Annotated in this window: 14 protein-coding genes; 3 read left to right on the top strand and 11 right to left on the bottom strand. The window is 48.1% G+C overall.

Features of this window, described 5'->3' with window-relative positions; genetic code table 11:
- Positions 1-13: 13 nt before the first annotated feature.
- The 6 genes from ABID13_RS04210 to ABID13_RS04185 all read right to left on the bottom strand — a co-directional run bounded on the left by ABID13_RS04210 (position 14) and on the right by ABID13_RS04185 (position 7,021).
- Positions 14-1,999: a hypothetical protein gene (locus ABID13_RS04210; protein WP_048930252.1), complete on the bottom strand. Its 1,986-nt coding sequence runs from the start codon at positions 1,997-1,999 to the stop codon at positions 14-16.
- Positions 2,000-2,333: 334 nt separating this feature from the next.
- Entirely contained in the window at positions 2,334-3,245 is a 912-nt protein-coding gene (locus ABID13_RS04205; RefSeq protein ID WP_007859129.1) for an NAD(P)-dependent oxidoreductase, read from the bottom strand.
- 69 nt (positions 3,246-3,314) lie between these two features.
- Complete coding sequence (locus tag ABID13_RS04200) at positions 3,315-3,959, bottom strand: GNAT family N-acetyltransferase (protein WP_007859130.1); 645 nt, start codon at positions 3,957-3,959, stop codon at positions 3,315-3,317.
- 355 nt (positions 3,960-4,314) lie between these two features.
- Complete coding sequence (locus ABID13_RS04195; RefSeq protein ID WP_007859131.1) at positions 4,315-5,718, bottom strand: sensor histidine kinase; 1,404 nt, start codon at positions 5,716-5,718, stop codon at positions 4,315-4,317.
- Positions 5,715-6,416 (bottom strand): response regulator transcription factor, encoded by a 702-nt coding sequence (locus ABID13_RS04190; RefSeq protein ID WP_045094015.1) that lies wholly within the window; start codon positions 6,414-6,416, stop codon positions 5,715-5,717. Before ABID13_RS04190 ends, ABID13_RS04195 begins: the two co-directional genes overlap by 4 nt.
- A gap of 56 nt (positions 6,417-6,472) precedes the next feature.
- The gene (locus ABID13_RS04185; RefSeq protein WP_330376730.1) at positions 6,473-7,021 is read right to left on the bottom strand and encodes a C40 family peptidase; all 549 of its coding nucleotides are present in this window, start codon (positions 7,019-7,021) and stop codon (positions 6,473-6,475) included.
- 298 nt (positions 7,022-7,319) lie between these two features.
- Between ABID13_RS04185 and ABID13_RS04180 the strand changes: the two genes are divergently transcribed.
- Positions 7,320-7,670, top strand: a complete 351-nt coding sequence (locus ABID13_RS04180) for a hypothetical protein (RefSeq protein ID WP_048930254.1) — start codon at positions 7,320-7,322, stop codon at positions 7,668-7,670.
- Positions 7,671-7,757: 87 nt separating this feature from the next.
- Here ABID13_RS04180 and ABID13_RS04175 read toward each other — a convergent pair whose 3' ends face one another.
- Positions 7,758-8,669, bottom strand: a complete 912-nt coding sequence (locus ABID13_RS04175) for an AraC family transcriptional regulator (protein WP_048930255.1) — start codon at positions 8,667-8,669, stop codon at positions 7,758-7,760.
- A gap of 167 nt (positions 8,670-8,836) precedes the next feature.
- On the opposite strand from ABID13_RS04175, the gene ABID13_RS04170 reads away from it, so the two are divergent.
- A complete protein-coding gene (locus tag ABID13_RS04170; protein WP_007859136.1) occupies positions 8,837-9,196 on the top strand; it encodes a VOC family protein in 360 nt (119 codons plus the stop codon).
- A gap of 35 nt (positions 9,197-9,231) precedes the next feature.
- Here ABID13_RS04170 and ABID13_RS04165 read toward each other — a convergent pair whose 3' ends face one another.
- Both ABID13_RS04165 and ABID13_RS04160 read right to left on the bottom strand, forming a co-directional pair.
- Positions 9,232-10,002, bottom strand: a complete 771-nt coding sequence (locus ABID13_RS04165; protein ID WP_007859138.1) for a hypothetical protein — start codon at positions 10,000-10,002, stop codon at positions 9,232-9,234.
- Positions 10,003-10,089: 87 nt separating this feature from the next.
- Positions 10,090-10,989 (bottom strand): MerR family transcriptional regulator, encoded by a 900-nt coding sequence (locus tag ABID13_RS04160; protein ID WP_007859140.1) that lies wholly within the window; start codon positions 10,987-10,989, stop codon positions 10,090-10,092.
- Between the two features lie 468 nt (positions 10,990-11,457).
- On the opposite strand from ABID13_RS04160, the gene ABID13_RS04155 reads away from it, so the two are divergent.
- Positions 11,458-12,219, top strand: coding sequence for an AIM24 family protein (locus tag ABID13_RS04155; RefSeq protein WP_045094012.1), 762 nt, complete (start codon positions 11,458-11,460; stop codon positions 12,217-12,219).
- Positions 12,220-12,420: 201 nt separating this feature from the next.
- On the opposite strand, the gene ABID13_RS04150 is transcribed toward ABID13_RS04155, so the two are convergent.
- Positions 12,421-14,739: a bifunctional diguanylate cyclase/phosphodiesterase gene (locus ABID13_RS04150; RefSeq protein ID WP_048930330.1), complete on the bottom strand. Its 2,319-nt coding sequence runs from the start codon at positions 14,737-14,739 to the stop codon at positions 12,421-12,423.
- Positions 14,740-14,900: 161 nt separating this feature from the next.
- Positions 14,901-15,206 carry a DeoR family transcriptional regulator gene (locus ABID13_RS04145; RefSeq protein ID WP_007859145.1) on the bottom strand — a complete coding sequence of 102 codons (306 nt, stop codon included), beginning with the start codon at positions 15,204-15,206 and terminating at the stop codon, positions 14,901-14,903.
- Positions 15,207-15,213 lie beyond the last annotated feature (7 nt).

The raw sequence follows: 15,213 nt of genomic DNA, 5'->3' as shown, positions 1-15,213 counted from the left end.
CAATATGGGAATATCATTCAATCCATTCGCCCTTTTCATTCACAGTATATCCATCCGGGGTAGTTGTCCTTACCAGCAGCTGCCCTTGTCCGGCCCCCTGTTCCTGGCTGAAATAATACCATTTTCCATCAATCTGATTCCACCCGGTATACATAGCGCCCTGTTTTCCGTCTGCTGATGGATTCAGGTAAAATTTCCTTCCGTCAGGAGCCGTAAACCATCCGGTTACCATATGGCCATCCTGGTCAAAGTAATACCAGTTGTAGTTTCCATTATAATACAGATATCCCCACTGATCCCGATAAGAATTACCATAACTGAATGTCCACTTATCCCCATCCACCGACCAGTATTCCGTATCATCATGTCCTTCACCGTCATCGCCATCATCTGTATCCGGCATCTCTGCATCTGAATAATCGTAAATATCCCCAATTCCAAAGATAACGGAATATTTACCCGTCTCACCTGCATCCAATGACAGATCCAGCCATGAGCAAGCCATACCGCTGTCCATATCTTCCAAATCCTCCTCAGGCAAGTCTCCTGCAAATATATTGCTGAACCGGTTTCCATAGTAACCGTACCACCATCTGTCAATGGGAGCCTCACTTTCATCATCATCTTTGACAACAAAAGCATTTACATACTCGTTCACTTCCTCTTGGCTGTAATCGCGTCCCAGCATCAGGATCCCATCATCCGTCCGTTGAACTTTTGCCATGTCATCCCTGCCCACACATGTATCTGCATCTAAACCAAGGGAAAATCCGATTTCTTTATCATCTGTTGTATTTTCCACATAGTAGGTCAATCTGACATAAGAAACATCGTCAATCGGTATGATTTCTGCCCTTAAGTAAATCTCCAGACCGTTTTTATCCGCTTTCAGATCATCGCTGAAATAAAGAGTATCTGAGCTGCGGCTATCTGCCATAAGGATTCTGGATCTATATCCACTGTAACTGCTTTTTATATAAGTCTCTCCATTATATCCGCCTATATCGAATCCGTTCCGCTCTAAGATAAACTTCATATTACCATTATCATCTTCCGCTATCAGCTCTGGAATGTCGTTTTGCGAAACAACATTATTTAAGGCTGCTGCCATCAAAAGTTCAGGCTGGACCACTTCCGGGTTTAACAAATCCGGGTTTAACTGGTCCGGATCCATCTGGTCCGGGTCTAACTGGTCCGGATTTACCACATCCGGATCCATCTGGTCCGGATCCACCTGGTCTTGGGGAGGTATGTTCTCATTTTTCTCCTGATCATCGATCAGATCATCATCGTTCTTCACATCATCCTGGGAATTCTTATCATCTGTACCATTTCCCTCATCTAAATCTTTATCCTTGTCCGGAGCGTCTTGATGGGATGAGTTCTCTCCGTTCTCTCCGTTCTCGGTGTTTTCGGTTCCGGTTTCTCCACTCTCGGGTCCATTGTTTTCGGTTCCGGTTTCTCCGCTCCCGGTTCCATTATTTCCGGTTCCTTCGGTTCCGTTTTCCCCGCTCCCGGTCCCTTCACTCCCGGATTCATTATTCCCGGATTCATTATTCCCGGTTTCTTCACCTCCGGCTCCTTCGTTCCCGGTCTCTCCACCTCCGGCTCCTTCGTTCCCGGCTCCTTCACTTCCGGCTCCATTGTTCCCAGTTCCTTCACTTCCGGCTCCCTCGTTTCCGGCTCCTTCGTTCCCAGTTTCCTGGTTTCCGGCTCCTTCACTCCCGGCTTCCTCTTTTCCGGTTCCTTCACTTCCGGCTTCCTCTTTCCCGGTTCCTTCACTTCCGGCTTCTTCATCACCGGTATTTTTAATTCCAGTCCCTTTGTTTCCAGTTTCCTCCTGTCCCTCTCCTTTCGACATCTCTGTCTTCCCGGTTTCTTCCTGAGCCAGAGCTGTGAGCGGAGCATTGCTTGCCGCAAGACAGATGGTCACTGCATAAGCTGCTGCCTTTGGGCCAAACCCCTTAATCTTCCTCACCCTGCTATATGATTTCCGCATACACTGCTTCCTCCTTTAAATTACTTTAAATTACAAATTCTTATTGTAACTATAGCAAAAAACATAAAACAAGAGGATGCCTTGTGAAATAAGTCAATTTTATTGATACAAAAGTCATTCATGAAAACACAGAGCCCAAGGGACAGCGGTGATGCACATCAGATAAACCATTAAAGGCATCCTTCCTGGAATAGCCGCAAATGCAAGCGGGTTTTACATTGCAATGGCTCCTGTAGAACCGCTGGGATTACATGGCATTGTTTTCTACATACCAAAAGGCTGCTATGAAATTCGGCTATCTTCATAGCAGCCTTTTATACTTTTTCATTCATTCTCATTTATCGTTATCGGCAAACGGCTGTATCACCACATCCGACTCCTGTTCCGCAACCCGGACAATGGAACTGCAGTCATCTGATCCAAATCCGCAGTTCTGAGCAACGCGGATATTTTCCCTGGCCAGATTTCCCAACTTCATCGGCACCTGCAAGCTTCTTGCCATATCCAGGGCCATGTCTACGTCCTTGGCCATAAGATCCGTGGTAAATCCCGGCTTGAAATTGCGCTTAAATGTAAAGTTCTCCATTTTTACACGTCCGGCAAAGCTTTCCCCTGAGCCTGAGTTCACCACGGACATCAGTACCTGTGGATCCAGCCCTGCCTTGACAGCCAGCGCCAGGACCTCGGACGCAGCGCTCAGATTCAGGGCAAACAGCATCTGGTTGCATGCTTTTGCAATATCCCCTGAGCCAACGGGTCCAACCGGTATGATCTTATCTCCCATTACCTCCAGTATAGGACGCACCTGTTCCAGGGTGTCAACATTCCCTCCAACCATAATTGTCAGGGTTCCCTCCGCTGCTCCCTTGGCGCCGCCGGTTACCGGGGCATCCAGCATTCTGACCCCTTTTTTTTCCAGTTTCTTGCTGATTCTTTGAGTGCTGGCATAATCCGAACTGCCCATATCCATAAATATCTTTCCTTCATCCAGGCCTTCATACACTCCGTTTTCGCCAAACATTACTTCTTCCACCACCCGTGAATCCGGCAGCATGGTAATGATCACATCGCTGTGCTCAGCAATCTCTTTGGGAGTTTGTCTGGCAATCCCGCCTTCTTCTGCCAGGGGCTTTACGTGCACATCCGTTCTGGCATAAATATTCACCTGATATCCTGCTTTTAAAAGGAGCCTTGCCATGGGCGTTCCCATGATCCCAAGTCCGATAAAGCCTATCTTCTGCATCATTTCCACCTCCAAAAGGGCAGACATCCGTCTGCTGTATTTAGTTTTATCATTGTTACAGAAACGGGAAGATCATACGCTTCTCCGCATAGCTGCCAATTCCAGAAAACGAAGCTGTGATGGGGTGCCGCTTATCTTTTCTTTTTCCGGGAATTCCTGATCGAAGTGATTGACTGCAGATTCATCCGCTTCGTAGATTCCATCCTCCACATAGCGTCCGCTGATTCCATTGAGAGCACCTTTGTACAACTCACAGGCCTGAAGTGCTGCGGCATACATATTGTCAGCGGTCCGGATTCCCAGTTCCTCGGCAGGAATAAAACCTCGGCGTGAATAGTAATCCGGATCACCGCAGAGCAGAATTGCCCTGTACCCCAGATTCCGGGCTATTTCTTTGGTATGTTCGATCATTTTCCTTCCAACACCGGACCGCTGGTATTGGGGCAGAACGGAAATCGGCCCCAAACTCAGCACCTGGTAATCCTGTCCGTCATCCCCATGGATGATCCCCTTTACACAGACCACATTTCCAATGATCCTGTCCCCATCCTTGGCCACATAGTCCAGTTCACCCACAAAAGCGGGGCGGCTGCGCATAACATGGAGAAGGTAATGTTCACAACATCCTGGGGAATAAATATTCCAAAATGCCTCACGGGTCATATTTTCGGTCTGACGGTAGTCTTCAGGCTGTTCAAGCCTTAACTTTATACTCATCGTATGATCTCCCTCCATCTATTACTGTCGTTTTCACCATATACGATTATAAAGGTATTATAGTATAAAAAAACAGGAAAAGATAGCCATCATCTTTTCCTGTTTCATCTCTATTTTATCATTGCCCAATGCCGGAGAATGGTTCCACCTGAGTGGATTCTGCTGCAGGTAATTCCATGGAAAAAGTTTCTATGGGAATGGATTCCGATGGAACGGCGTTCCGGAACTGTTTCATCATACCGTCCAAATGTGGTAATTTTATGATAGATGGGTGATCACAACAGCCCTGTCACCAGGGATCCCAATAAAAAAGATATGGATCACAGACTCCCTGTACCCATATCCTTTTTCATTGTTATTTATTTTTTCCCGGCAGCTTTATGACAAATCGGGTGCCGCCTCCCTCCCGGCTTTCGCCATGGATCCTGCCTCCGTGCTGCTCCACAATGGCCTTTGTGATGGAAAGTCCGATCCCCATTCCTCCTGTTTTCTTGCTTCTGGATTTATCCACCCGGTAAAACCTATCAAACAGGAAGGGCAGTTCTTCCTTCGGCACTCCAATCCCATTATCCTCCACGGATATCACGATTTTGCCGTCTTCCTGTGTTCTGTATGTTACCCGGATCGTTCCTCCCTCCGGTGTATAGGTCAGGGCGTTTGACAACAGGTTTACCAGACATTGTTTTATCCGGAAATAGTCAGCGTACAGCCGGTCTCCCTGTTGGGCATCGATCTCCATCACGATCTCCTTTGCCCGGATCCTGATCTCGAAATCATGAAAAACCTCCCGGCACAGGCTGCAAAACTCAAACTCCGTACGGTTTAACTCCTGGCGGCAGTTTTCCAGGGAATACAGCTCCTGCAGCTGCTCCACAATCCTGACCAGGCGCAAAATCTCAGCGTGACAGCTTTTTAGGCGTTCCGAGGTAGGATCCCAGATTCCATCGATCATAGCCTCCATGTGGCTCTGGAGATTGGTGAGGGGCGTCCGCAGTTCATGGGCCACATCTGACGTGATTTGACGTTTCTGCTTTTCCTCTTTTTCCAGGGCCAGGGACATTTCATTGATGGCTTCCACCATATGGCTGGTCTCACGCATCCCCTGTCCTGTCCTTGCCTGGGCGCCGTATTCTCCTCCTGCAATCTTCTGGGCCACCAAGATCACGCTGTCAATGGGTTTGGAGACAGCGCGGGCAATGAGCGTTCCCAGGATCACCACACCTAAAAGCGCAATTGCTCCAATAACCAGCAGCGAATGATTCAGGTTCCCCATCAGCTCCAGCTCCTGATCATTCAGTGAATAGGGGCCATAATATCCTACCTTTAATGTGCCGAATGGCGTTCCCCCGCGGTCCAGCGTATATGTCTCCTGTGTGTAGCTTCCATTAAAGTTGGGGTAGCGTTCCTTCATCTTTCCTTCTGCATGTTTCAGGATCATATCGCATTCATGGGAGCGGTGGGTACGCATATCCCAGTCCATTTCACTGTTCTCTGCCTGGACATGGATAATAAGGCCATTCTGCAGGGCGGCATATCCTATGATCTCTATCCCTTTCTGGTCAAATGTACCTGTCTTTTCATCGTAGAGCTGATCAATCTGGCTGATCATCTGATCGATCTGGGTCCTCTGCTGTTTGATCGCATATTGCTCAAACAGGCTGTCGGCCATGATATTAAAAAACAGGCTTAATCCCAAAACGATCAGAAGAGCCATGATGGAGTAGGATATGATCAGGATGTTCTTCAAACTTTTTTTCATTCCATTTCTCCGGCAAACTTATAACCCAATCCATGTACCGTAAGGATATAGGAAGGGTACCTGCGGTCGTCTTCGATCTTCGACCGGATTCCTTTGATATATGTATCAATGCTCCGGTCATAGCCGTCAAAGTCGTCATTCAGTGCATAGGTAATCAGCTGCTCCCTTGTGAAAATACGGTTAGGGGCCTTGGCCATGGTGGTCAGGATCTTTAATTCCGTTGGGGTTAAGTCGGTCTCTTTTCCCTGCACCTTCACAATCATATTGTCAAAATCAATGACCAGTTTTCCCTGGTTATAGGATACCGGCAGGCTGGTCAGTTCATCCCCCTCAGCCCTTCTCAAAACAGCCCCAACCTTTGCAACCACAGCCCTTGGACTGAACGGCTTGAAAATATAATCATCCGCCCCCATCTGAAGCCCGTTGATCAGATCAGCCTCTTCCGTTCTGGCAGTCAGCATGATAATGGGAACACGGGAAACCGTGCGGATGGACCTGCAGACCTGTTCCCCCATAATATCCGGAAGCATTAGATCCAGCAATATCAATGAAACCTCATTTTCCTTAAACAATTTCATTGCCGTGGTACCGTCATAAGCGCACAGCACCTGATATCCTTCCTTTTTCAGATAGACCTGAAGGACTTCCACTATCTTTTCTTCATCATCCACAATAAGGATGGTTCTTGGACATTTCATCTTTCCCTCCGATTCAAACTTCCGCCTTTTCAGGAGGCGCACAAATATTTATTATACTATACCACACGGCGGACGGACAAGATTGGCTTATAATTTGCCGGTGAAATGGTGATCCCCTCCCTGGCATTGCTGGCATGGACAAGCTGATTCTGTCCTTTATAGATGCCGATATGTCCCCTGTAGGAGACAATGTCCCCCGGCTGCGCATGTTCCAGACCGCCCACATCCATCCCCACACGTCCCTGAGCCCTGGATGTTCTGGGCAGGGAAACGCCGAATTGCTCGTACACCCTCATCACAAATCCGGAACAGTCCGCGCCATTGGTCAGACTGGTTCCGCCGTAAACATATGGATTCCCTACAAACTGGGATGCGTAGGCCACTACCTGCTCTCCTGTGCTGACCTGAGGAATTTCCACAATGTCCTCTTGGATCTCCTGCGTGGAAGGCTGGTCTATGTCAATGGCCGGTTTCTCTGTTTTTTCAGTTTCATCCATCACAATGGACGGTTTTTCAACTATTATTGTATCTGCTTTCACGGTATAAGGATTTGAGGCGGCCAGAAACAATACGGTAAAAGCTGCTGTCAGTTTCATTCTTCTCATAAGTGTCTCCATTTCTTTTCGTAATTGTTACATTTCTGTTACAATTTACCTCAAGAATGTGGGGATTATATGATTATTTATAGTTTCCTCTTTCCAAACCAGCAGGGTTGTTATATACTTTCATTGTATGAAAAAACATGGCGGATATATGGTGTTTAGGGCAATATCCGATTCCCCATATTATCCCCACATTTGTCAGATATATTTTGATACATCGGCCGGCTGTCTTTGATACGGCGGCGGAAAATGCCGCCAATTGCCAAATAGTTTACATCCGGCGAGAAAAGGAGTCTTAGATATGAAGAAAAAAATCATCACTGCATTAACTGTTTTGGCTGTGTTCGCTTTCCCCATCAGTTCCCTGGCTGCCAATGGTCCGGCGACCCCAGGGGCTTATACCGGAACTGCCGCCTGCCCTGTTACAGGCTGCACCATTGACGGCGGCCATGATCACAACTCCGGCTGCTCCGTTACAGGCTGCACCATTGACGGCGGCCATGAGCACAATTCCGGCTGCCCTGTTGCGGACTGCACCATTGACGGAACCCACAGCCACACATCTTCCCGCGGTAACTGCGGCCGGACAGATGGTTCCCGGTCCCACAGCACATCACACAGCCATTCGGCCGGAAGAAGACACCATCAATAAACAGCATTAATAGCACCATCAATAACCGTTGATCAAATCCCTGCTTTCCATAATTGGACAGCAGGGATTTGGCAGTTCAGGGTCAATTTATTTTCCTCCCCTTTTTCTGTAGTTCAAAGGTGTGCATCCCCTGTACCGGAAGAATGTATTGGAAAAATGGCTGCTTCCAGAAAATCCCACAGCCAGGGCGATCTCAAGCACACTCTTATCAGAATGAGCCAAAAGATATTCTCCCATACGGACGCGGTAAGAAATAAGGTAGTCCACGGGCGCTTGTCCAAGGACCTGCCTGAAATCGCGGCAGCACTCGCTGACACTGACGCAGGCTGCATCTGCAATATCCTCCAGACGGACCTTTCCTGCATATTCCTGATGGATATATTCCAGACAGGCACGGACTCTCTGATACCGGATGTCCTCACAGGGACTGTGGTTTCCCTGGTTTGTATCAAGGTGTTCGTCAAGATGTTCAAACAGGGTGAGCCCTGACTGCTGGACCAGGATCTGCAGTTTCCACAAATAACCCGCGGGACGGTTTACGTCACACACATACATCTCATGGATAAAGTCCAGGATCTTCCCATGCCAAGAACAGCTGTTGTCAAACAAAAAGAAATCTTCCCCCGAACCGGTAAGGGATGACACGTACCGTGTTTCAACCGCGCCGCCGGAAAGTCCATGGAGCAGATACGGATCAGCAAGCACCGCACAGTAAGTGCTTCCCCTCTGCCGCCGGTAAGGATTTACCATATGAAGCATATTAGACGGAAGAAGACCTCCCTGCCCCTCAGAGATCACATAGATCCGGGCACCCGTTTGAAATTCAATGGTCCCGGTTAAAACATATACAAATTCCAGTTCCCGGTGCCAATGCCACGGGATCATCCGATTTGGGTATAGGTCCAGGTTGTCCAGATAGACTTCCATGGGAAATGCCGGTGACCCGTGGCATGTGACCTCCTCCAGATTTCCATTTACCTCAAGATAGTTCAGCTGCATTTCTGTTCTCCCGTGTGTCCTCCTGTGTTCCTCTGCATGTCATGCAAAATGACAAGATTCTGTTATTTTTGGCTTGCATTTCATTAGAAATGATCCTCATTTTATTATAATATAAAAAGTAAGAGAAACAAGAAAACTTTATAAAAAGTGAGATGATAAACGTGAAAATGGACCATATCGTAATCTCATCCGGCAACCCGGAGCAGATGAAGGATTTTTATATAAAATACCTGGGCGCTGTGGCGGACAGCGAGGGGACTGTTCTGTGCTTTAAGGGCGGCTTCCGGATCAAACTAATGCCCAGGGGACCAATGTCCGGCAGCCGGAGCCTTCCCAATTCCTCCGGTGTTCAGACGTTAGTCAGCCTGGCGTTCAGACTGGGCAGCAGAAAACGTGTCAATATCCTGACCAGCCGGCTGGTCCTGGAAGGCCACGAGGTGATCTGCGAACCACATTTGTCCGGATCCTCACATTACAGCAGCAGTGTCTATGACCCGGAAGGCAATATTGTGGAATTGATCGCGTGATCCTGCATTGGGATGCCTCTCACGGCCGATCCTTTTCATTCCGTCACCACCACATAACTGGCTGTTCCATACCCTCCATTTTTTTCCAGTTCCTCCTCGTCCCATTGGGCAAACAGTTCGTACACCCGTCCGGCTTTCAGTTCAGGCAGCAGGGCCTCCTCATACGCCCTGCTTGATATGGGCTGGACATCTGATCCTTCCAGATCCTCTATGGAATATTCATACACCGTGACCCGGCTGGGCATTGGGGTACAGGAAATGCTGTAGGTTACATGATCAGATCCACTATACCGCGGAAGTTTTAAGGGTTCCTTGTCCTTTGCTTCATACAGAGGATGAGCGCCGCAGGCGATCACCCCGGTCATCTCATCCCCTTTTTTGAAATTCCATGTATAATTTCCTGATGTAACTATAAATTCATTCATAGTACTGGAAAGGACATCCCTAAGCGTAATGGAGGGAGCCGACTGCTCCGTCTCCTGGGAGGTATCATTTTCCTTTTCGCTCAGCCTGACATCCACCACCCTGCGGCCGTCTCCGCCATAATACACGATCAGGCCCTTTTTGTCCTTATCCAGCTCATACATATCCCCGTCCATGCCAAACAGCGACATGACCGGTTCTCCCCAGGCCTCGGCAATCTTTGATTGCTCAAGGCCAATTATTTTTTCCTCAATCTGTTCCTCGGTAAGCCCATTCAGCTCACTTAACGCAGCCACCGGCTTTTCCGTCCTGCTTCCCCCACAGCCTGTGACAGGCGCTGACACAACGGCCAGAAGGAAAAATAACCTGGTATATCTCCTCATAGATCCGCCTTTCTCCTGCCTTTGAAAGGCAGATAAGTTTCTGGTTTTACTATATCAGATTTCTTTCCTTCAAGCTTTAATCTTTACTTACAGTTCTCTGGTTTTTCTATGACATTTTCCTGATGTTTCCATATAGCAGGAAAGCGCCTTCCCCATAAATACGGAAGCGCCCTTCCCATATTTTTTATCCATGTTTTCTATCAGGGCTGAATTATGAAGGTAGCTGTCGATCATGACATCCCAATAATTTTCTCCCAGATCCATGTCCGGCTTGTCCTCCTCATCCAACAGGTTCATCATCTGGCCGATTATGTCCTGGATTTCCTTTGATCCCGGATCTTTTGACAGATCCTTTAACAGCTGTTCGATCAGGATCTGATTTCTCTCCACATATCCCTTTTCCTTGATCTGCTCCATCTTTTCCATATTTTCCGAGAAATGCTCCATGCTGTCCTTCATGGCCTCCACATAGGCCTCCACACTGCCGTAATATTTAATTGCGTCCTGTGCAATGCTGGACTCGTGGTCCTTAATGCGTTCCATCAACTGGTCGAATTCCTCCACGCTCCCCCAATGACGGATAACTTCCTCCATATTTTCATTCCTGAACTGCTCCAATATATGCAGATACTCACTAAGATCAAATTCCTTAAAGCTCATACACGTCTCCCCTTTCTCCAGCCTGTCAAGCAGGTCCAGCAAACGGTCCAAACGGTCCCGCTTTGCCTTTAACAGGGCTTTCTGCTTTTGGAATGCTTCTATCTTGTTAAAACCAGGTGTTTCCATAATGATCCTTATGTCTTTTAAGGGAAAATCCAGCTCCCTAAAAAACAGGACCTGCTGCAGGGTATTCAGGGATTCGTCATCATACAGGCGGTATCCCGCATCCGTAACCCTGGTGGGCCTGAATACACCGATCTCATCATAATACTGCAGCGTGCGTACACTGACACCGGTCAGCCGGGCAACCTCTTTTACGGTTCTCATCTTATCAGCTCCAATCTTTTTTATAAAAGATATATTTTTATCCTCAGTGGACAAGGGGACACGCGGTTTTGCACCACAGATTTGTGATTCTGCGGCGTTACTGTCGCTCGGCGTACGTCCAGTACGCCTCGTTCCAGTGCCTTGCAGAATCACAAATCTGAGGCGCAAAACTCCTTCGGACCCCAATCACCGTATTTTGGTGGCTGGTAAGGCAACGGATGGAGGCGTACTGGACGTACGCCGACTGACGTTAACGCGGCCAGCCGCCAAAAGACGGCGGTTGGGGCGTGTATCCCCTTGTCCACTGAGGGTATCCTTATCTTATATTATCACGTAACGTGAGGGTCAAGGAATTTTTGAACATTCATTTTAAAAAATTTAATACTTTATCTACTATTTTTTCCAGTTAAATTAGCTTATTATCAAAAACATACATAAACTACTTATACTTTTAGGAGGAATGCTATCATGTATCATATTTCAAACTTCACGAATAACGATGATGTCAAAATACTTGACCAGTTAGGTCCCTTTACTGTAATCGAATATCAAAGGGATCTGAGCGTTATGCCCTCGGACGCTGCAACCGCTTACTTCAGCGCGGCCATGAATGTCCGCAAACGCCAGGTGGTATGCGACCTGAGTAAGGCTGACATCACCCTCCAGGCCGGCGCCATGCAGTGGATGGCAGGAAATGTAAATGCCACCACTGGAATTAAAGGAGTGGGCGACTTATTCGGCAAAGCAGTCCGTGGAAAAGTAACCGGCGAAAGTGCAATAAAGCCGGAATACACAGGTGATGGCACAATGGTACTGGAGCCAACCTATCGCCATATCATCCTGCTTGACCTGGCGGACTGGAATGGCTCCATTGTATTGGATGACGGGCTGTTCCTGGCATGCGATTCCAATTTAAAGCATAAAGCGGTCATGCGTTCCAATCTCTCCTCTGCCGTGGCCGGCGGGGAAGGCCTGTTTAACCTGGGCATTAACGGCAGCGGAGTCCTCTGTCTGGAGTCCCCCTGCCCCAGAGAAGAATTAGTGGAGATAACCCTGGACAACGATGTACTTAAGATAGATGGAAACATGGCAATCGCCTGGAGCGGCAGCCTCAATTTTACAGTGGAGCGTTCCGGCAAATCCCTGATCGGATCCGCGGCCTCCGGGGAAGGCCTGGTCAATGTATACCGCGGCACGGGCAAGGTTCTTCTGGCTCCTGTTGCAAAATAATACCATTTGTCCATACAAAACAACAGGCGCAGCTTTTCGCTGCGCCTGACATGCATCAACTTGTCTATTGGACGTCTTCGACTGCCTGCTTCCCCCAGGGGCTCCAATGTCACCTGAAACGTCTGGTCTCTATTATGATCTCAATTGTCTCAGGAAGGGGTTCTGATTCCCTGGATTCCGTTGCCTGGCTGCCGGGTTGACTTATGTAATCTGAAGGATGGACTGTTCAAACTCCTCTATGGGCATTGGTTTTGCAAAATAATACCCCTGGCCGATATCGCAGCTTATGGACCGCAAAAATTCCAGCTGCATCTCATTCTCAATTCCCTCCGCAACCGTTGTGATCGATAGCGACTTTGCAAGGTGGATCATGCTCTCAATGACCACCTTGCCCCTGGGTGATGTGGACTGTTCGGACAGGAATTCCTTATCCAGCTTCAGCTCCGCAATATCCAGGTCCTTTAGTGTATTAAGGGATGAATATCCGCTTCCAAAGTCATCCATGGAAATGGAAAATCCCATATGATGCAGCTTTTTAATGACCATCTTAACCTGTTCTAAATTACTCATAGCCACACTCTCTGTCACTTCCAGTATGATCAGGGACGGATCGATGTGATAACGGTCCACAATCTGATGGAACTTATTAAGATATTCCTCATCATAGAAAAAGATTCTGGATTGATTTACAGAAATGGGAACTGCTTTATATCCCTGCCGGATCCAGTATGAAACTTTCCTGCAGGCTTCCTCCAGCATATACATGTCAAGCTCTGTAATAAATCCATTTTCTTCAAACACCGGGATGAACTCATCCGGATAGTGTATGGTCCCATCTCCTGAATACCAGCGCACCAGTGCTTCCGCACTGTGCAGAACAGGTCCTCCTGATACCGTGTCTCCTTGTGCCGGACGTTCCGGTGCCGGACCTTCCCTATTGGGATCACTCAGATAATACTTTGGCTGGAGATACATGTGGAATTCCCCGTTGGACAGGGCCGAATGCATCTGACTTTCAATCTCTGTTTTTTTACGGGCCTTCTCATGGATGGTTTCATCATAAAACGCAAACAGGATGGCCGTATTGCCCTTCACACTGTCAAGCGCCAGCTGCGCGCCGTTGATCACCGCATCCGGGGATAGTCCGTTGGCCTTTGCATCCCCGGCACGTATTATATGAATCCCGAAATTACAGTTTATGCGGTAATCCTGATTGGGGCTCACCGTGTAAGCATTGATCTCAGATTGTATTTTCTGAATTCCGGCAATCAGCGCTTCTTTGCTGTCATAGCGGGTCAGCATACCGAAATGTTCCGCACTATCCCGGTAAAAGCGCTCTCCCTCCTTGATGTTAGCATGAAATACGTCTGCAATATGCTTTAGCAGGAGATCTCCCCTTTCAAATCCAAAAAATTCATTGACGAATTTGAATCCCGTAATGTTCATCAATACCATGGCATGGTCCCATGGCTCCTGGAGCATGTCGGGCAGGTCTTTGACAAAGCGGTTCCGGTTATCCGCCCCTGTAAGAATATCTTTATATGCAAGGACCTGAAGCGTCTTTTCCCCTTTCTTTAAAATACTGTAAATATACAAAAACAATACAACAAACAGGGCCAATATACAGGCCATGACGCACAGGCATACGGTGAACAGCGCACTGAAATTATGATTCAGGAACGTATGGGAAACCAGGCAGAAGATCTGCCAGTCATTGATCCCAACCGGAATAAAGGTGGCCCAGTAGTCATTTCCCCGGAACCGGAAGGTGGCAAAGGAATCCCCTCCCCTTGCCATATCGGAAAGTATGGACAAACGGGTCTGTTCCGCAATCTCCCCGTCATCAAAAACATTATCCAGGGGTCTGTCAATGACTGCATGCTCAGAGCGAAGGATAAAATTCCCCTGGGAATCCACCACATGGATATAGGCAGCACCGCCAAATATCTCCCCGCTGATAATCTCAGAAAAGCCGGAGGCCAGGCGGGTGGCTGTGATGGCCCCCACTATATTTCCATTATGTGTGACCGGAACCCCATAAAAAACAACGGTCTCACCTGAAAATCTGTCCTCTGTTATCTCTGATACCACAGGTTTGCCGGATAGGGTTTCCTGTATAAAATCTTCGTCACTTAAATCAATATCATAGCGCTTCTCCCCATTCGTATCCATCAAATACCCCTTCCGATCCGTGGATATAAACCCCATGCGTACAAAGTCATTGCGGCGGCTTTCCACTTCCAGCCGCGGGAGTATAAAGTCAAAGTCCACTGTCTCATCCTGCCCTACAAAGGCAGCCAGTGCATCCAGGGTCTGCAGGTCACCATCGATCTGCGCCGTGATAATACTTCTGTACTGCGACACGACCTCTCTCATGTATTTTTGTGCTTCCTTTTCCTGGGCGCCCTTTATGCTTCCATAGACAACACAGCCTATGAACATCAGTATTCCGCTGATGACAGCAACCAAAATTCCGGATAGGATGATCTGCTTTTTTATGGTCCCCTCTTCCAAAGCCATTCCTCCTTTATATGCCCGACAGAATCCGCTCCTCAGCGGACGAGGGCAGTGGTTCCCTTTTCCATCAAAAATACCAAAAAGGCAGACTGATAACAGTCTGCCCAAGCCCTCATGATCATAATGAGCTGAAAACCGCAGCATCACTTTTCAATTCAGTATTATTATAACAATGCATTCTCCTCTTTGCAATAGTGTATTCTCGGAATCTCCTGGTACTCAGATTTGCTTATAACCTCCCACATCACCGGCATCCCGGACATCCCCAGGCCCCGTGTGCATCCGGAACCGCAGGCCGAACCGCATCCCGCGGCACACCGTCCCATGCTGTCCAATCTGCGAAGAAAGCCCGTATGCTCCAGATACTCCACCTGGCGTCTGATGTCTTCCTGGCTGGTCTCCAGCCGGCCGGCCAGTTCTTCCACGGACCAGGCCCTGCCCTCCTTCAATAATCTCAAAAGTCCTGTCACAGCCATC

This window comes from Enterocloster citroniae, assembly GCF_040545455.1.
GTDB lineage: Bacteria > Bacillota > Clostridia > Lachnospirales > Lachnospiraceae > Enterocloster > Enterocloster citroniae.
The sequence above is the reverse complement of the archived record's forward strand: the minus strand, read 5'-3'. Positions and strand labels throughout refer to the sequence as shown.